Annotated in this window: 13 protein-coding genes; 5 read left to right on the forward strand and 8 right to left on the reverse strand. The window is 73.0% G+C overall.

Going from position 1 to position 17,482, the window contains the following annotated elements; all coding sequences use genetic code 11:
- Positions 1 to 76: 76 nt before the first annotated feature.
- Both FJK98_RS03100 and FJK98_RS03105 read left to right on the forward strand, forming a co-directional pair.
- Positions 77 to 2,617: a DUF4118 domain-containing protein gene (locus FJK98_RS03100; RefSeq protein ID WP_145917667.1), complete on the forward strand. Its 2,541-nt coding sequence runs from the start codon at positions 77 to 79 to the stop codon at positions 2,615 to 2,617.
- Positions 2,614 to 3,297, forward strand: a complete 684-nt coding sequence (locus tag FJK98_RS03105; RefSeq protein WP_145917668.1) for a response regulator — start codon at positions 2,614 to 2,616, stop codon at positions 3,295 to 3,297. Before FJK98_RS03100 ends, FJK98_RS03105 begins: the two co-directional genes overlap by 4 nt.
- A gap of 15 nt (positions 3,298 to 3,312) precedes the next feature.
- Here FJK98_RS03105 and FJK98_RS03110 read toward each other — a convergent pair whose 3' ends face one another.
- Both FJK98_RS03110 and FJK98_RS03115 read right to left on the reverse strand, forming a co-directional pair.
- Positions 3,313 to 3,909, reverse strand: coding sequence for a hypothetical protein (locus FJK98_RS03110; RefSeq protein ID WP_145917669.1), 597 nt, complete (start codon positions 3,907 to 3,909; stop codon positions 3,313 to 3,315).
- Positions 3,910 to 4,103: 194 nt separating this feature from the next.
- Positions 4,104 to 4,493 (reverse strand): DUF1304 domain-containing protein, encoded by a 390-nt coding sequence (locus FJK98_RS03115; protein ID WP_145917670.1) that lies wholly within the window; start codon positions 4,491 to 4,493, stop codon positions 4,104 to 4,106.
- A 142-nt stretch (positions 4,494 to 4,635) separates the two neighbouring features.
- Here FJK98_RS03115 and FJK98_RS03120 point away from each other — a divergent pair, with 142 nt between their 5' ends.
- Positions 4,636 to 5,850, forward strand: coding sequence for a PP2C family protein-serine/threonine phosphatase (locus tag FJK98_RS03120; RefSeq protein ID WP_145917671.1), 1,215 nt, complete (start codon positions 4,636 to 4,638; stop codon positions 5,848 to 5,850).
- A 40-nt stretch (positions 5,851 to 5,890) separates the two neighbouring features.
- Here the strand turns inward: FJK98_RS03120 and FJK98_RS03125 are convergent, their stop codons facing one another.
- Together FJK98_RS03125 and FJK98_RS03130 are read right to left on the reverse strand one after the other, a co-directional pair.
- The gene (locus FJK98_RS03125) at positions 5,891 to 7,030 is read right to left on the reverse strand and encodes a hypothetical protein (protein WP_145917672.1); all 1,140 of its coding nucleotides are present in this window, start codon (positions 7,028 to 7,030) and stop codon (positions 5,891 to 5,893) included.
- A 275-nt stretch (positions 7,031 to 7,305) separates the two neighbouring features.
- The gene (locus tag FJK98_RS03130; protein WP_145917673.1) at positions 7,306 to 10,308 is read right to left on the reverse strand and encodes a family 16 glycoside hydrolase; all 3,003 of its coding nucleotides are present in this window, start codon (positions 10,306 to 10,308) and stop codon (positions 7,306 to 7,308) included.
- A gap of 261 nt (positions 10,309 to 10,569) precedes the next feature.
- On the opposite strand from FJK98_RS03130, the gene FJK98_RS03135 reads away from it, so the two are divergent.
- The gene (locus FJK98_RS03135) at positions 10,570 to 11,241 is read left to right on the forward strand and encodes a DUF305 domain-containing protein (protein ID WP_145917674.1); all 672 of its coding nucleotides are present in this window, start codon (positions 10,570 to 10,572) and stop codon (positions 11,239 to 11,241) included.
- A 120-nt stretch (positions 11,242 to 11,361) separates the two neighbouring features.
- On the opposite strand, the gene FJK98_RS03140 is transcribed toward FJK98_RS03135, so the two are convergent.
- The gene (locus FJK98_RS03140; protein WP_145917675.1) at positions 11,362 to 13,911 is read right to left on the reverse strand and encodes an LVIVD repeat-containing protein; all 2,550 of its coding nucleotides are present in this window, start codon (positions 13,909 to 13,911) and stop codon (positions 11,362 to 11,364) included.
- A gap of 349 nt (positions 13,912 to 14,260) precedes the next feature.
- On the opposite strand from FJK98_RS03140, the gene FJK98_RS03145 reads away from it, so the two are divergent.
- Positions 14,261 to 14,608, forward strand: coding sequence for an STAS domain-containing protein (locus FJK98_RS03145; RefSeq protein WP_145917676.1), 348 nt, complete (start codon positions 14,261 to 14,263; stop codon positions 14,606 to 14,608).
- Positions 14,609 to 14,614: 6 nt separating this feature from the next.
- Here FJK98_RS03145 and FJK98_RS03150 read toward each other — a convergent pair whose 3' ends face one another.
- The 3 genes from FJK98_RS03150 to FJK98_RS03160 form a co-directional block, all read right to left on the reverse strand.
- Complete coding sequence (locus FJK98_RS03150) at positions 14,615 to 15,862, reverse strand: PP2C family protein-serine/threonine phosphatase (RefSeq protein ID WP_145917677.1); 1,248 nt, start codon at positions 15,860 to 15,862, stop codon at positions 14,615 to 14,617.
- Positions 15,863 to 15,994: 132 nt separating this feature from the next.
- Complete coding sequence (locus FJK98_RS03155; RefSeq protein WP_145917678.1) at positions 15,995 to 16,546, reverse strand: DUF5872 domain-containing protein; 552 nt, start codon at positions 16,544 to 16,546, stop codon at positions 15,995 to 15,997.
- A 32-nt stretch (positions 16,547 to 16,578) separates the two neighbouring features.
- Positions 16,579 to 17,358 (reverse strand): SigB/SigF/SigG family RNA polymerase sigma factor, encoded by a 780-nt coding sequence (locus FJK98_RS03160; protein WP_145917679.1) that lies wholly within the window; start codon positions 17,356 to 17,358, stop codon positions 16,579 to 16,581.
- Positions 17,359 to 17,482: the final 124 nt, after the last annotated feature.

Below are 17,482 nucleotides of genomic sequence, written 5' to 3' on the forward strand. Positions count from 1 at the left end.
GCCGGCACCCCCGCCCGGGGGTGCCGGCCCGGCGGTCGCGCCCCCGGGGCGGTACGCACAGCGGGAGGATGGACGCGTGCCACGAGGTGAACTGCGCATCTACCTGGGCGCCGCCCCCGGCGTCGGCAAGACGTACGCGATGCTGGAGGAGGCCCGGCGGCGGGCCGGGCGGGGCACCGACGTGGTGGTCGGCCTGGTCGAGACGCACGGCCGGCCGCAGACCGCCGAGATGATCGGCGACCTGACGGTGCTGCCCCGCCGCCCGCTGCGCTACCGGGGCACCGACTTCACCGAGCTGGACCTCGACGCCGTGCTGGCCCGCCGCCCGGACCTCGTCGTGGTCGACGAACTGGCCCACACCAACGTGCCCGGCTCCCGGCACGAGAAGCGCTGGCAGGACGTCCAGGAGCTGCTCGACGCGGGCATCTCGGTGCTGTCGACGGTCAACGTCCAGCACCTGGAGTCGCTCAACGACGTGGTCGCCCGGATCACCGGCACCACCCAGCGGGAGACCGTCCCGGACGCCGTGGTCCGCGCCGCCGAGCAGGTCGAACTGGTCGACATGACCCCGGAGGCGCTGCGCCGGCGGATGGCGCACGGCAACATCTACCGGCCCGACCGGATCGACGCCGCGCTCGGCAACTACTTCCGGGTCGGCAACCTCACCGCGCTGCGTGAGCTGGCCCTGCTCTGGCTGGCCGACAAGGTCGACGACCAGCTCGACCGGTACCGGGCACAGCAGGGCATCTCCGCCACCTGGGAGGCCCGGGAACGGGTCGTCGTCGCCCTCACCGGGGGCCCGGAGGGGGAGACGCTGATCCGTCGGGCCGCCCGGATCGCCGACCGGAGCAAGGGCGCCGACCTGCTCGCCGTGCACGTGGCCCGCAACGACGGGCTGGCCGGGGCGGACCCGGCCCAGCTCGCCCGGCAGCGGGTCCTGGTGGAGAGCCTCGGGGGCAGCTACCACCAGGTGCTCGGCGCGGACGTCCCGGCCGCGCTGCTCGACTTCGCCCGCGGGGTCAACGCCACCCAACTGGTGCTCGGCGCCAGCCGGCGCGGCCGGTTCGCCCAGCTGTTCGCCCGGGGTGTCGGCGTCACCACCACGGCCCGCTCCGGGGCGATCGACGTGCACCTGGTGACCCACCCCGAGGCCGGGCGGGGCCGGCGCGGGGCGGCCATGCCGGCGGCGCTGTCCCGGCGGCGTCGGCTGCTCGGGTTCGCCCTCGCCGGGCTGGGCCTGCCGCTGCTCACCCTGCTGCTGTCGGTGTTGCCGGACCTCACCCTGACCAACGACATCCTGATCTTCCTGGCCGGGGTGGTCGGGGTGGCGCTGGTCGGTGGACTGTGGCCGGCGCTGGTCGCCGCGCTCGGCGGATCGCTGCTGCTGAACTGGTTCTTCACCCCGCCGTACCGCACGCTGACCATCGCCGAGGCGGACAACCTGCTCGCGCTGGGCGTCTTCGTCGCGGTGGCGGTCGCGGTGAGCGGGGTGGTGGACGTGGCGGCCCGGCGTACCCGGGAGGCGGCCCGCGCCGCCGCCGACGCGCAGACCCTGGCCACCGTCGCCGGCAGCGTGCTGCGCGGCGAGCGGCCGTTGCCGGCGCTGCTGGACCGGCTGCGGGAGACCTTCGCGCTGCGCGCGGTCAGCGTGCTGGAACTCGCCCCCGACGCGTACGGCCGGCCCGGCCGCGCCCACGAGGAGGGCGTGTGGCGTCGGGTCGCCAGCGTCGGCGTGGACCCGGCGGGCAGCCCCGGCGCGGGGGAGACCACGGTGCCGGTCGACGAGCGGCTGACCGTGGTGCTCAGCGGTCGCCGGCTGGAGGCCGCCGACCGGCGCATCGTCGAGGCGTTCGCCGCCCAGGCCGCCGTCGCGCTGCGCCAGGAACGGCTCGCCGAGGAGGCGGCCACCGCCCGGCCGCTCGCCGAGGCCGACCGGTTGCGCACCGCGCTGCTCGCCGCCGTCAGCCACGACCTGCGTACGCCGCTGGCGTCGGCGAAGGCGGCGGTGAGCAGCCTGCGCAGCCCCGACGTCGAGTTCGACCCGGAGGACCGGGCCGAACTGCTCGCCACCGCCGACGAGTCCCTGGACCGGCTCGGCCGGCTGGTGGCGAACCTGCTCGACATGAGCCGGTTGCAGGCCGGCGCGTTGGGCGTCACCCGCACCGCCGTCGGGCTGGAGGACGCCGTACCGCTGGCCCTGGACGAGCTGGGGCCGGCCGCCGCCGGGGTGCGCACCGACATCCCCGCCGACCTGCCGGCGGTCGACGCCGACCCGGGCCTGCTGGAACGGGTGCTGGTCAACGTCGTCGCCAACGCGCTGCGGCACAGCCCGGCCGGCCGGCCCCCCACGATCACCGCCAGCGCCCACGCCGGGCGGGTGGAGCTGCGGGTCATCGACACCGGCCCCGGTATCCCCGAGGACCGGTGGGAACACGTGTTCCTGCCGTTCCAGCGGCTCGGCGACCGGGACAACCAGACCGGGGTGGGGCTCGGGCTGGCCCTGTCCCGGGGGCTGGCCGAGGCGATGGGTGGCAGCATCACCCCGGAAACCACCCCCGGCGGAGGGCTGACCATGGTGCTGCGGCTACCCGCCGCCTACGAGAGGCCGGTCCGGTGACCCGCATCCTGGTCGTCGACGACGAACCACAGATCCTCCGCGCGCTGCGGATCAACCTGCGCGCCCGGGGGTACGACGTCGAGGTCGCCGGGACCGGCACGGCCGCGCTGAAGGCCGCCGCCGGCCACCCGCCGGACCTGGTGGTGCTCGACCTCGGCCTGCCCGACCTCGACGGCGTCGACGTGATCCGGGGCCTGCGCGGCTGGACCGGCATCCCGATCATCGTGCTCTCCGGCCGGGCCGGCAGCGCCGACAAGGTCGCCGCCCTCGACGCCGGTGCCGACGACTACGTCACCAAGCCGTTCGGGGTGGACGAACTCCTCGCCCGGATCCGCGCCGTCACCCGCCGCCTCGCCACCTCACCGGCCGACGCCACCGCGACCGCCCGGGTGGGGCGGCACACCGTCGACCTCGCCGCCCGCACCGTCACCCGGGACGACGGCACCGAGGTCCGGCTCACCCCCACCCAGTGGGCGGTGCTGGAACGGCTGCTGCGTCACCCCGGGAAGCTGATCAGCCAACGTCAGCTCCTGCACGAGGTGTGGGGGCCGGAGTACCAGCAGGAGACCAACTACCTGCGGCAGTACCTGGCGCAGTTGCGGCGCAAGCTGGAGGTCGACCCGGCCCGGCCCCGGCACCTGATCACCGAGCCGGGCATGGGCTACCGCTACCGTCCCTGACCGGCGCGCCCGGTCTCAGGCCGCGCCCCGGCCGAGCGCCTCGGCGGCCACCGCCGCGACGACCACCAGGCCGTCGGTGTTGCTCTTGCGGCTGGACCCCCGGATCACCATCACGGCCGACACCAGGTTGCCCCGGGCGAGGAAGGCGTCGCAGGCGACGAAGTCCGTCCCGCTGGCCCGCTCGGTGCGGTAGCAGTATCCGTAGCGCGCCTCCGTACCCGGGTAACTCGGCAGGGTCGCCGGCCCGAGGATGGCGATCGACTCGTCCTGCGACTTGTACTTCTTGCAACTGCCGACGGCCTCCTTCACCTGGGCCAGCACGGTGGTGCCGGGGACGGTGTACGCGTGGGTCGTGTTGCGCACCCACAGCCCGTCGGCGGACCAGGTGCGGGCGTGGCTGGCGTGCACCGGGCCGGCGTCGGCCGCGATGTTCCGGTCGCACACGTCGGTCACCCAGAAGGTCTCCTTCTCGTCTTCCGAAGGCTTACGCGCACCTCCGACGGCCACCAGGCCACCCGGGGCGATCAGCGCGGCGGTCGCCTGCTTCTGCAACGTCGGCAGATCCGGTGCGGCGGTGGTCGGGGTCGAGGCGGCCAGGGTGGTGCTGGTCACGGTCGTCGGCGTCGCACTCGCCGAGGGTGGCGCCGCCGCCGGGTCGCTCTGCCCGCAACCGGTGAGCAGGAGGGCTACGCAGCCGACGACGGCCGCAGCCCACCGTGGGCGATGAGGGGACATGGAGCGCTCCTGTCGGTCGTACGGTGGCAGCATCGTACGAGGACATCACGGAGCGTCGCTGTCCCGCCTCGCTATCCGAGGCTGAGCCCGACCGCCAGGGCGACGACGCCGAGCAGTGGAGGGAGGAGTTGCTTGAGCGCGGCGCTGGCCTTGGACGGTGCCGAGATCAGCAGCACCAGACCGGCGGCGACCATCGACCCGGCGCCGACGAAGACCAGGGTCGCGCCGACGGTGTGCGCGCCCACGGCGTACGCGACGATGCCGACGACCACCGCGACCGCCAGGAAGAGGTTGTAGAAGCCCTGGTTGAAGGCGAGCTGCCGGGTCACCTCCGCCTCCTGGCGGCTGGTGCCGAAGACCGCGCGGGCGCGGGCGGAGGTCCAGACGACGGACTCCAGGTAGAAGATGTAGACGTGGACGAGGCCGGAGATTCCGGCCAGGACGAGCCCTGCGACGATCACGACGCTGCCTCCTGCGTTCGGGCGGGCCGGAGATGTCCGCCACCGGCATTCTCCCTGTCCGCTGTGCCCCCGTATCGGCCGGTGGCGGGTTGTCCCCGTGACTCCTACGGTGTGGAGGACAACGTGGGGGAGGCTCAGGTAGATGGTCGACGCGGGTGACGCGGTGCGTTGGCTCCAACTCGCCGCACCCCGCGGTGGGCCGGACGACCTGCCCATGCTGGTGAACCGGGCTGCGCCAGCCATGGACGCCACCGAGATCGTGATCTACCTGGCCGACTACCAGCAGGCCAGTCTCGTACCGTTGCTCGGTGCCGGCCTCGACCGGGGTGAGCTGTCGATCGAGACGACCCTCGCCGGTCGGGCGTTCACCGGCCTCGACGTGCAGCGGGCGGCCGACAGCCCGGACCGGGTCTGGGTGCCGCTGCTGGTCGGGTGCGAGCGGATGGGTGTCCTGGAGATCGTCTCGCCGGTCGCCGGGGACCCGGCGATGGACGAGCCGGCCTGGGAGTTGGCGACCTGCGTCGGTCAACTGGTGGTGAACCGCCGACCGTACGGCGACGTGGTCGAGCGGCTGCGACGTCGGCTGCCGATGCAGGTCGCCGCCGAGATCGTCTGGGGCCTGCTGCCCCCGCTGACCTTCGCCACCGACGACATGCTGCTCACCACCATCCTCGAACCGTGCTACGACGTCGGCGGCGACATCGTCGACTACGCCCTCAACGGTGACGTGCTCAGCGTCGGGCTGTTCGACACCTGCGGGCACGGCATCAAGGCGAGCACCCTGGCCTCCCTCGTGGTCAGCGCCTACCGCAACGCCCGCCGGTGCGGCCTCGACCTGGTCGACACGGCGATCAGCATCGACAGGTGGGTGCGCTCCGAGCACCCCCACCTGTTCGCCACCGCGCTGCTGGCCGAGCTGGACCGGAGCACCGGTCGGCTCCGGGTGATCAACGCCGGTCACCCGGGCGCCCTGCTGCTGCGCGACGGCAAGGCGATCCGCGAACTGCCGGGCCCGACCGCGCTCCCGCTCGGCCTGGGCCACCTGACGACCCACCGCCCCGAGGTGTACGAGGAGGAGCTGCATCCGGGGGACCGCATCCTCGCCTACACCGACGGCATCACCGACGCGCGCGGCGTCGACGGGGAGCGGTTCGGGTTGGAGCGTCTCGTCGACTTCGTCAACCGGGCCCTCAACGACCGGTTGGCGACCCCGGAGACGATGCGCCGGCTGGTGCGCGCGGTGGTCGCCTACCAGGAGGGGCAGCTCGACGACGACGCGACGGCGCTGCTGCTGGAGTGGCGTCCGTCGCGGTCGCCGCTCCCCGACCTGCCCGGGGGTCCGACGCCCGGTCGCTGAGCGACCCGTGCGGGGTGGCCGGCGGTGCCGGGACGACGGGTCACCCGCTCGGATCGGTGTCCCGGTGGCCGGAGCGGGGCACCGGGACGGGGCCGGTCCGCGGGGGCCGGTCGGGCTCGGTGAGCTGGAGCAGGCGGTACATGGTGCGCCGCAGCAGCAGCGCGGCGTCGCCCGGACGGGCGGTCAACGCGCCCGTCACCGCCGCCCGGTCGACCTCGCCGGTCCGGGCGAGCTGGGGCAGCAGCGGCTGGTGCGGGTCCAGCCGGGGCGCGTGGAGGGCGAGCAGGTGTTGGGGTGTTCCGGGGGCGGGCGCCGGCTCCGGGGTGGGAAGGACCAGGGTCCGTCGTCCGACGGCGGCGGCGTAGGCGGTGACGGAGCCGTGGTCACCGATGACATGGTCGGCGGCGACCAGGGGGGCCCGCCAGTCCTCGGTCGGCTCGGGCAGCAGCAGCCCGGCGTCGAGGCACCCCCGGAGCCAGGCGCGGACCTGGCGGTGCCCATGGGCGGCCCAGATCGCCGGGTGCAGCAGCGCGGCGACCCGGTACCGGTCGGCCGGGAGCTGCGTCATCACCTGCGGAAGCAGGTCGGGCCAACGACCGAAGCTGCCGTCCGGGCCCCAGGTGGAGGCGACCACCACGAGTTCCTGCTGCTCACCGAGCCCGAGAGCCCGCCGGTAGTCGGGGCGTCGGGCCAGGCTGGCGACGAGCCGGTCGACGCAGGGGTCACCGACGACCACCGCCGCGCCGACCGCCTCCGGGCACTGCCGTCGCAGCACCTCCACCTCGGAGTCGTGGCAGAGGGCGAGCGCCGCCGGGAGGACCCGCCCGTCATGGGTGAGCCGTTGCGCGTCGAGGCCGTAGACGGGGCGGTCGGTGGGTGCCGGCCCGGCGTCCGGGCCGGACCGGACCCGTTTGCTGCGCCCGGCTCCGTGGGCCATCAGCAGCAGGGGGGCGTGGACCTGGTGCAACCCGCCGTGGGCGGCGGCGAGGCCGAGGTCGAAGCGTTCCCGGACGGCCTGCTGCCAGGGCAGGACGAGCGCGCCGAGCCGGTCGAGGAGCTGGTTCACCTGGTGGTTGAAGACGTCCGGTGCCACCGTGTAGACCACCTGCACCCGAGGATCGCTCTCGACGTGGCCGACGACGTCCAGCAGCCGGTGGCAGCTCGCGACGGTGTGGGTCACGGCGAGTACCGTGCGGCGGACCGACCGGGTCACCCAGCGGTCGGCATCGATGCCGATGGGGGCGGGTGGCCACGCCGACGTCATGGCTTCCCCCTCGACCGTCCTGTCCCTACTGTCCGATCAGGACGGTATCTGCGTCGGTGGCAGGGCGCCGGACCGTACCGCGATTCCCGGGAGCGGCGGGCGGTCCGCGCCACGACGACGGCCGGCCGATTCGCGACGCGGAACGGCCGGGACCGCCGCAACGGTCCCGGCCGCATCGCCTGCCGGCCGGGTCACCCGGCCAGCGGCTTGATCCAGATATTGCGGTACTGGACGGGGTTGCCGTGGTCCTGGAGCCGGATCGCGCCGGCCGCCGGACCCTCGGGCCGGCTGCCGCCGGTCGGGCCGAGGATCTCCACGTCGTCGTGCACGGTGACGCCGTTCCACACCACGGTGACCCGGGGGTTCGCCACCTTGACGCCGGCCGCGTCGTAGCGGGCCTGACGGTACTCGATGTCGTACGTCTGCCAGGTCTGCGGCGGTCGGGCCGCGTTCACGTCGGGCGCCTTCTGGGTGTAGATGGCGGCGGCGTCGTTGTTCTGCGGCGGGTCGATGCCGAACGAGTCGAGCACCTGGATCTCGTAGCGGTCCTGGAGGTAGACCCCGCTGTTGGCGCGCTGCTGGCCGGTCACCTCCGGCGGGTAGAGCGGCAGGTTGAACTCGACGTGCAGCCGGAAGTCGCCGAACGCCTGCACGGTACGCAGGTCGCCGCCGCGTACGGTCATGGTGTTGCCGTCGAGCGTCCACTCCGGTTCGCGCCCGTCGGTGTGCTGCCACTCGGTGAGGTCGCCGCCGTCGAAGAGGGTGATCCGTTCCCCGCGTGGCCGGACGGCGAGCACGTCGAGGTTGACGTGCCCGGAGTCCGCGCTCTCCTTGCGGTACTCGACGATGTTGCGGCCCCGGCGCAGGTGCGCCTTGGTGGTGACGGTGCCCCACTCCTCCCAGGTGACGGTGGAGGGGAAGATCGTCTGTTCGATCCGCTTGCCGTTGACGTGCAGGCTGAGCTGTTTCGGGCCGGAGAACGGGTTGGGGCCGTTGCTGTAGCGCATCGCCAGGTCGTAGTTGCCGGCCTCGGGGACGTCGACGGAGATCCGGGTCGACGCGCCGTCGTCGGCGAATCCGGCGGCGAAGCCGGCACCGGAGTAGGCGGCGTGGTCGGTGGCCATCCCGACGCCGACGGTACGGCCCTCCTCGGCCTCGAAGAACGTCTGCGGCTGGGCCACCCGGCCGGGGATCTCGTTGAGCGTGTACCAGGCTTCGGTGTTCCACAGCTGCTCGCCGTCGGCGGCGGAGAACGGGCGCGGCGAGCGGACGTGCACCACCCGGTTCTCCTTGAGGCCCGGAATCCGCAGCCGCACGGTGCGCCCGTTGGCCGCCAGCACCGCCCTGGTCACGGTGAGTTTCTCCAGGTCGAGCTTGGGGCCGCCGTACTGGCTGGTCGCCCCGTAGCGCCACTGCGTCACCTGGTACGCCTCGGCGAGCCGGGCGGCGGTCTCGGTCGAGACCGGCTCGGTGTACTCCAGGTCGAACCCGTTGGCGGTGGCGCGCATCTGCTTGACCTCGAAGGTCGAGGTGCCGTTGGGGGTGAGCTTCTGCAACCCGTAGCTGAGTTTGCCCTCCTGGCCCCAGTTGCCGCCGGCACCCACGCCGCCCACGTAGAGCGCGCCGTCCGGGCCGAGGGTGACCTCGTTGACGCCGGCCTCCAGGCCCTGCGTGTGCCGGAACACCGCCCCCTGGTACTGCCCCTCGACCTCGTCGAGGTACACCCGTTGCAGGCCGCCGTAGGTGACGTCGCCGACGACGAGCTGCCCGGCGTACGGGCCCTGCGTCAACAGCACCGGGCTGGACGGGGAGTTGCCGATCTCGTTCTGCGGCAGCCAGACGATGGGCCGGGTGACCGGCTTGTCGTCGTACGGCCCGTCGGGGGTGGTGTAGTGGTTGAAGAACGCCCCCTGCTGGATCTGGACCAGCTTGGACGCGGGCAGCCAACCGCCCTGGTTGTCGGTGACGAGCACCTCGCCGCGCGGCCCCCAGCCGATCCCGTTCGGGGTGCGCAGCCCACCGGCCACGTACGTGATCTTGCCGGTCCGGGCGTTCACCGTGATCGAGGTGCCCCGGTTGGGCGCGGGCTGCGGCACGGTGGTGGCCCCGCCCTGGTTGATCGCGACCGACAGGTTGAGGTGGAAGAACCCGTCCCGGTAGAGCAGGCCGAACGCGAACTCGTGGAAGTTGCCGCCCCACGGCCAGGTGGCGACCGTACGCCGGTCGTCGGCGACGCCGTCGCCGTCGGTGTCGCGCAGCGCGGTCAGTTCGTGCTTCTGGCTGACGTAGACGGTGCCGTCGACCACGGCGACGCCCTGCGGCTCGCGCAGCCCGTCGGCGAACCGGCGGTAGGTGACCTGGTCGGGGCCGGTCGCGCCGGTCGCGCCCGTGGCCACCCAGATCTCGCCGGTGGCGTTGTCGGTGCCGCCCCAGGTGCTCAGCACGAGCGCGCCGTCGGGTCGGAACGCCATCCCGGTGACCTGTGGTCGGAACCCGTCGGGGCGCAGGTCGGTGAGGGTGTAGCCGGGGTGCACCCGGTCGAGCGGCAGGCCGTCGCCGGCCGAGTCGGTGGCCCCCTCGCAGTACTTCCAGCCGGGCGCGGTGACCCGGACGACCCCGGCGTCGGTGCTCAGCGCGGAGGTCGGGACGAGGGTGAAGTCGGCGCTGCCGGGCGGACGCCATTCCAGCCGGAGCACCTGGCCGCCGCCGTCGTCGAAGTGCTCGATGCGCAGCGGGTGCCGGCCGGCGGTGAGGGTGGTCGACCCCTCCTTGGCGGTTTCCCCGTGCAGCCCGTCGTGGTCGACGACGACGGTGTCGCCGATGCTCAGTCGGGAGCCGTCGTCGCTGGTGAGGCGGAAGGCGTAGGCGCCGTCGACGGGTGCGGCGAGGTTGCCGGTGACGTGGCTGACGAACCGGTCGGAGAGCCCGAAGTCGTCGGTGCTGCTCCAGTTGACCTGCGGCATCAGCTTGTCGACGTTCGGTGTCTGGGCGGGCTTGAGGGTGCACAGCGCGGACAGCGGGGTGCCCATGTCGTACGTGCGCAGGGTGACGCCGGGCTCCTGGGGCGGCAGGTCGGCGGCGGGGGCGGCGGTGGCCGGGGCGACGGACCCGGTGGCGAGCGCGGTCGCCAGGGCGGTGCCGGCGGCCACGAGCGCGGATCTGCGCCGCCGGTGCCGCCGGTGCGGGGTGGTCATGGTGCCTCCAGTGGTGGTGGGCCCGGCCGGGGGACCGCGCCACTTTCTCCCGTTGGCGGTCCGGTAGGGAACGCGTCACACCAAAGATTGATCGCAGACACTAGCACTTTGGATCGATTCGGGGAAACTTTTCGATGGTCGTACAAAAGTCGCCCGGGGGCGGGTCGAATCCACCGGCTCGTGGGCTGGTGGGCGGGGTCGGGGTGAGGCACTATGCCCATGGAATCCGCGCAGCTCAAGCCCAGGACTGGTAGGTGAACCGTGCCGCTGCCCCGTCGCGTGGTCGTTTCCGGTGTGGTCGCCACGGCCGTCCTCGGCACGGCGGTGGGCGTCGCCGTCTGGGCCGGCCGGGACGACCCGGCGTACCAACCGCCGACGTCACGCGTGGTGCAGCCCGGCGCACCCGGGCAGCCGGGCCGGCAACTGTCCGGCACCGACCTGTCGCAGGTCTCGCCGCCCGGGTTCACCGCCGCCGACAGCCGTTTCGTGCAGGGCATGATCCCGCACCACACCCAGGCCCTGGCGATGACCGCGCTGCTGCCCGGGCGTACCACCAGCCCCGACGTGACGCTGCTGGCCAAGCGGATCGAGGTGTCGCAGGGCGACGAGATCGCCCGGATGCGCACCTGGCTCGCCGAGCGCAACGTGCCGGCCGCCGGCCCGCACGACGGGGCGGCGCACGACGCGCTCATGCCGGGGATGCTCACCGCCGCCCAGTTCGACCAGCTCAAGCAGGCGCGCGGTACGGAGTTCGACAGGCTCTTCCTCACCGCGATGATCCGTCACCACCAGGGCGCACTGACCATGGTGGAGCAGCTGTACGCCGCCGGCGGCGGCCTGGAACCGGCGAGCGACCAGTTCGCCCGGGAGGTCAACGCCGACCAGGGCATCGAGATCCAGCGCATGCAGCAGATGCTGGCCAAGCTCGGCTGAGCCGCCGCCAGGCGGCGCCGGCCCGGGGCCACAACGGTCGGGGACGGCCGGGGCCTGCCCAGCGATGCTGGGCAGGCCCCGGTTCCGTGCGGTCCCGTCGGTCCGGCCGGACCGGGCGGGTTACCTGTCGAACTGGTCGATCAGCGCCTGGGCGTCGCGGACCAGCAGGTTGCGCGCCCCGATGGCGTTGAGCGCGCGGGCCTGGTCGAGGAAGGCGGTCAGGTGGGTGACCGCCTCCGCCGGCTGGCCGCCGCTGGCCGCCGCGCCGGCCTTGCCGAGGCTGGTGGTCAGCTTGTCGGCGTTGCCCGCGCTGACGGTGCCGGCGGACCGGTAGCCGTCGACGAGGGCCTGGAGGTCGGCGAAGGACGTCGTGGTGGTGAACGTGACGGACCGGTTGGTGGTGTTACCGGCCTTGTCCTTCGCGGTCACCGTCAGGGTGTGGCTGCCCAGCGGGAGGCCGGACAGGGTGACCGTCGCCCCCCGGGCGACCCGCTTGCCGTCCAGCAGCGCGCTGTCCGGGTTGATGCCGGGCCCGGAACCGGTGTCGGTGACCGTCCAGTCCACCGTCACCGTGCCGGAGTCGCCGTACGCCGTGCCCTCGGTCAGCCCGGACACCTGCACCTCGGGGGCGGTCCGGTCGATCTTGAGCCACTGGCTGCCCTGCCGGGAGGTGTTGCCGGCCCCGTCGACCGCCCGGTACCGCACCGAACCCCTGACCTCGGCACTGATCGTCGCGACGCCGCTGGCCGGCACGTCCACCCAGGTCACGCCGTCGTCGACGGAGTACTGGCCGGTCCACATGCCGGGGATCAGGCCGGTCAGGGTGAGCGTGACGGCATCGGTGTACCAGCCGTTGTTGCCGGTCGGCTCGGCCGGGCCCACCGTGGCGGAGACCCGGGGGTTGAAGGTGTCCGCGAGGTCCACCACGGCCCTGCGGAGCGTCCCGTACGCCGCGGCGTCGAGCCGGTCGGCGAGCGTCCGCAGTTGCGTCTCGGCGGCGAACCGCCTGCCCTCGGCGGCGAACCCGCCGGCCCGGCCCAGGGCCGTGTCGACCTCCGCGCTCAACGCCTGGTCGATCGCGCCGGCCCGGACCAACTGGTCGTGGTAGGCGCGGACGAGCGCGAAGCTCGGCGTCCAGCTGATCTTCGGCTGCCCCTGGGCGTTGAACCCGGCCAGCTTCACCTGGGTGGCGGCCTCGATCTCGGCCGCCGACAGGTGGGCGCTGGGGGTCAGCTTGAACACGTCGAAGCCCCGGGCGATCTCGTTACCGTAGAGGTTGCCGTTGTACCAGTACGCCGACCAGAAGCCACCCAGCACGAGCGCGCTCGGGTTGACCGGTCCCCGGTCGAAGTACGCGATCTCGCGCGGGTTCTTCGAGTCGGTGAAGTCGAACACCGAGATGCCGCCCTGGTACCAGGCCTGCATCATGACGTCGCGGCCGGGCACCGGGATCAGCGAGCCGTTGTGCGCGACGCAGTTCTCCTGCAACGACTGGGGCACCGGCAGCTTGTAGTAGCTGGCGAAGGTCATCTTCCGGTCGACGATGTCGAAGATGGCGTTGGCGCCCCACTGCGGCAGGTCGGTGTCGCGGCAGCGTGCGCCGCTGCCACCGCCCCACTCGTCGGTGAAGATCACCTTGGTGCCGTCGTTGTTGAACGTCGCCGAGTGCCAGTACGCGAAGTTCGGGTCGGCCACCTCGTCGATCCGCTTCGGGTTCGCCGGGTCCGAGATGTCGATCAGGATGCCGTTGCCCTGGCACGCGCCGGCCGCGAGCCCGATCTCCGGGTACGCGGTGATGTCGTGGCAGGCGTTGGTGTTCGGCGTGGGCGACCAGGTCGACCCGGACGGGTGCCGGGGCGTCACCGGGCCGTTCTGGAGGCCGTCGACCCGACCGGTGACCGGGTCCTGGAACAGCCTCGGCTGGTTCACCACGGCGGCGTCCTGCGGGGCGGCCAGCGGCACCTTGATGACGTCGATCCGCCACCGTGACGGGTTCTCCCCGTCGGCCGCGTTGTTGTTGCAGCCCTCCATCGTGGTCGCCGGCCGCACCGAGGTGGTGCCGGAGACGTAGACGTAGACGTTGTCGGCGTCGCGGGGGTCGGTCACCACGGAGTGCGTGTGCGAGCCACGGCAGAGCTGGACGGCCGCCACCTGCACCGGGCTGCGGACGTCGCTGATGTCGAAGACCCGCACCCCCTGGAACCGGGTGCCGACGTTGGGGTTGGTGCCGCAGTCGACCCGACCCCGGCTCTCCTCGACCGACATGAACAGCAGGTTGCCGTGCACGGAGAGGTCGCCCTGCCCGCCGGGGCAGACGACGCTGGTGACCAGCGTCGGCTCGGCCGGGTCGGCGATGTCGACGATGGTGAACCCGTTGTAGTTGCCCTGGAAGGCGTACCGGCCGCCGAAGGCGAGATCCGAGTTGTAGTACCCGCCGTTGCCCGGGTTCGTCGGGTCGACGAATCCGGCCGGCTTGTCGCGGTGTGCGACGTGTTCCAGATTGCTGATCGCGGACTGTGCGTCGAGCCAGCCGCCGCCGAGGCCGACGCGCGGATCGGGCTCCGCCGCCGACGCGGTGCCGGGGAGCGCGCCGGCCAGCAGCAGCCCGGCGGCTATCAGGCCGAGGGTCCGTCGACCCCGGCGTGCCCTGGTGGTTGGGGGAGTTGTCATGTGTCGCCTTCCGATCGAAGACCAGCCGCGACGTCCACATCGGGAGAAACGCGTCGCGTGAGTAAGGACCGTACCGACGATGCGGTGCTGGTCAAGACGCCCAGGTGAGCTATGTACGTGTTTGCGCGGCAAGCCGTACGCAATTGCTCCCGGGCGATCACGCAGGTCACGACAGTCGTAGGAGCGAGTGCCTCGGTCCTTACGCCAACCGTCGAGTCACCGCCCGCACCCCCGGACGCACCGGGACACCCGGCGGACGTCCGCGAGCGCTCCCGTTCGGATTCTGGCACCGTGGGTACGACGTACCGCGTCGCCGGATGTCCGGTACGCCTTGACGAAGGGGGTTCGGGTGGAATTCACGCTGTCGACCCGCCGGGAGGGGGCCGGCACGGTGGTCGAAGTCGCCGGTGACCTGGACATGAGCACCACGCCCCAGTTGCGCGAACGGTTACGCGAGGTGGTCGAGGGTGGCACCCGGGTGGTGGTGGTCGACCTGACCGGCGTCGGGTTCATGGACTCCAGCGGCCTCGGCGCGCTGGTTGTCGCCTATCGTGAGCTGCGGGAACGCAACGGCTGGCTGGGGCTGGCCGGGGTCCGCCGGTCGGTCCGGACGGTGTTGTCGATCACCTCGGTCGACCAGGTCATCGACATCTTCGACACGGTGCGCGACGCCGAGGTGGCATCCCCGGTGGCGTGAGCATCCTCACCGGGACGAGGCGCTGGCCCGCTCGGTGTCCGCACCGGCGGTGCTGCGGCGCGGCCCGTGGTCGCCGTACCAGTCGACGATCATCAGGGTGGCGTCGTCGGCCAGGTCGGGGCCGGCGGTGGACAGCACCGCGTCCGACAGCGCCCGGACCGCCTCGCGGGGGTGCAACGAGGCGATGTCGCGCAGGGCGGCCGGCAGGTCGAGATTGGCGGCGTTGCGTTCGCGCATCCCGTCGGTGACCACGACCAGCCGGTCACCGGGCCGCAGGACGACCTCCCCGCTGCGGAACCCCGCCTCGGGGAACATGCCCAGCGGAAAGTTGCCGGGCAGCTCCAGCATCGTGGTCCGGCCGTCACGCACCAGCATCGGGGGCACGTGCCCGGCGTTGAGCAGCTCGCAGCGCCCGGTGGGCAGGTCGATCCGGCCCAGCACCGCCGTCACGTACGCGCCGCGGACGTTGGCGTGTGCGGCGATGGCGCGGTTGGCCTCGTCGGCCTGACCGGTGAGGCTCACCCCCCGGCGGCGGGTGTTGCGCAGGCTGCCCACCCCCAGGGTGGCGGTCAGCGCGCTGGCGACCCCGTGGCCCATCGCGTCGGTGACGCTGAGGTGCAGCACGTCCCGGGCCACGCTGTAGTCGAAGGTGTCCCCGCCGACGCTCGCGGCCGGCTCCAACCAGCCGGAGAGGGCGAACGCCCCGGCCTCGCAGGTGAACGAGGCGGGCAGCAGCCGACGCTGGATCTCGGCGGAGAGGGTGAACGGGGTGCTGCGCTGCCCCCACTCGAACAGGTCGGTGTGCCGCCGGTTGGCGATCACCACGAACGCCAACGCGTGCGCGGTACGGGCGACCCGCTCGATCACCTCGGCGTCCGGCTCGTCGGGCAGGTCGATCTCCAACAGGCCGATGGCCTCGCCGCGCTCGGTGACGGGGGCGAGCAGCGTCCACCGCCCGTCGCCGGGAAGCACCCGGGGGACCTGGTGGCGTACCGCCTGCTCGTAGGGGCCGCCGTCGAAGGGCAGCACCTCGGCGAGTTCCTCGCCCTGGAGGCGGCCCGGCCCGGCGGCGCCCGGCTGGTGGGTCAGCCGGACCAGGGCCCGGCCGCTGAGGGCGGCGATCAGCAGGGAGACGCCGAGCGCGTTCAACGCCGTGGCGATCGCCCCGGTGACCGCCTCGACCGCCTCGACCGGCGCGGCGTCCTCGGCCGACTGCAGCATCTCGGCCAGCACGATCTGCTCGCTGTCCTCCACCCGTCGAGGATATGCACTCCCGGTGCCGGCCGCCGCACGGGCGACCGGCCCGGCGACCCGACGGCAGCGGTCACGCCCCGGGCCGCCGTACGGGCGGTGGCCCGACGGCCGCAAGCCGGAGCGCCGGTCCGGTCAGCGGCGGTCCAGCGCGGACTCCAGCCGCCGGAGCAGCGTCTTACGCCCCTTGCCCCGGCGTTCGGCCCGCAGGGCGGCCCGTAGCTGTGCGGTGTCGAGATCGCGGACGTGCCGGGTCGCCTCGGCGACGGTCAGCTCGGTCAGCGACCCACCCGAGGTGACGCTGCGGCGTGCGCGTTTGGCCGGGCCGGTGTTGGCCACGTACTGCCGGCCGGAGGTCGACGCCCGGCGCTTACGCGCGTCGGTGGCCCGTTGCTGCTGCGGGGAGAGCTGCTTCCACGCCTTGTCGGGCAGGTACCGGTCGGTCTCACCGTCGTGCCGGGCCCGGGTGGTGCCCCGCCTGGTCCGCCACTTCTGGTCGCCCCAGCGGCGCAGGGACTGCTGCCGTTCGTCCCGTGGGCCCTGGTAGCCGCCGCCGCGCTGCTGGTACTCGCGGGTCAGCAGTTGCGACTTGCGCGCCGACCACTGCCCCGGTCGTCCACCCCGGTCACCGGCCCGGATCTCCTCCTTGAGCTGCTCGCGCAGCTCGGGTTTCGTGTAGCGAGCCATGGCCGCGGATTACCCGTGGTGGCCCGCCGTACTCACCCGCGGACGAGCCGGCCGCGCAGGGTGGCCAGTGCCCGGCTGATCAGCCGGGAGACGTGCATCTGCGAGATGCCGATCCGGCCGGCGATCTCCGCCTGGGTCAGGTTGCCGTGGAACCGCAGGGTCAGGATCAGGCGTTCGCGTTCCGGCAGGGCGGCGAGGGCGGGGCCGAGGGCGACGTGGATCTCGACGAGTTCGAGGTCGTGGTCCTCGGCCCCGAGGGTGTCGGCGAGTTCCATGCCGCTGTCGGTGCCGACGGGGGTGGACAGCGAGGTCGCCCGGTAGGCGCGGGCCCCCTCCAGCCCCTCCAGGATGGTCTCTTCGGACAGGTCGAGGTAGGCGGCGATGTCGGCGACGGTCGGCGACCGCCCCAGTGTGTGGGTGAGGGTGCCGTTCGCCTCGCTGATCGCCAGCCGTAGCTCCTGGAGCCGGCGGGGGACCCGCACCGACCAGGTGCGGTCCCGGAAGTACCGCTTGATCTCGCCGACCACGGTGGGAATGGCGTACCCGGTGAAGGCGACGCCCCGGGCCGGGTCGAAGTGGTCGACCGCCTTGATCAGACCGACCGCCGCGGTCTGGGTGAGGTCGTCGTCCTGGACGCCGCGCCCGGCGTAGCGGCGGGCCAGGTGCCGGGCGAGCGGCAGCCACGCCTCGATGGCGCGTTCCCGCAGCGCCGGCCGACGCGGATCGCCGGCCGGCAGGGCTGCCATCGTGGCCACCAGGTCGTCGGCGGTGGCGCCGTCCGGGTCGAGGGTCGGTTCGGAGGTGGTGAGCATGCTGGACCTTCCGCAGGTGCCCGCTGATCGGAGGCGACACATCGGCTGAGCACGCGGACGGGCTGCGTGCTGTCGCAGGGTCACGATCACGGGCATGGTCACCGCGTCATGTAGTCCATTCGTT

This window comes from Micromonospora sp. HM134, assembly GCF_007833915.1.
Taxonomy (GTDB): Bacteria; Actinomycetota; Actinomycetes; order Mycobacteriales; family Micromonosporaceae; genus Micromonospora; species Micromonospora wenchangensis.

Excerpts from the sequence above, each read along its gene's own strand:
- FJK98_RS03120 (WP_145917671.1), top strand. The coding sequence starts at position 4,636 with ATGGTCGACGCGGGTGACGCGGTGCGTTGGCTCCAACTCGCCGCACCC.
- FJK98_RS03130 (WP_145917673.1), bottom strand. The coding sequence starts at position 10,308 with ATGACCACCCCGCACCGGCGGCACCGGCGGCGCAGATCCGCGCTCGTG.
- FJK98_RS03155 (WP_145917678.1), bottom strand. The coding sequence starts at position 16,546 with ATGGCTCGCTACACGAAACCCGAGCTGCGCGAGCAGCTCAAGGAGGAG.
- FJK98_RS03140 (WP_145917675.1), bottom strand. The coding sequence starts at position 13,911 with ATGACAACTCCCCCAACCACCAGGGCACGCCGGGGTCGACGGACCCTC.
- FJK98_RS03160 (WP_145917679.1), bottom strand. The coding sequence starts at position 17,358 with ATGCTCACCACCTCCGAACCGACCCTCGACCCGGACGGCGCCACCGCC.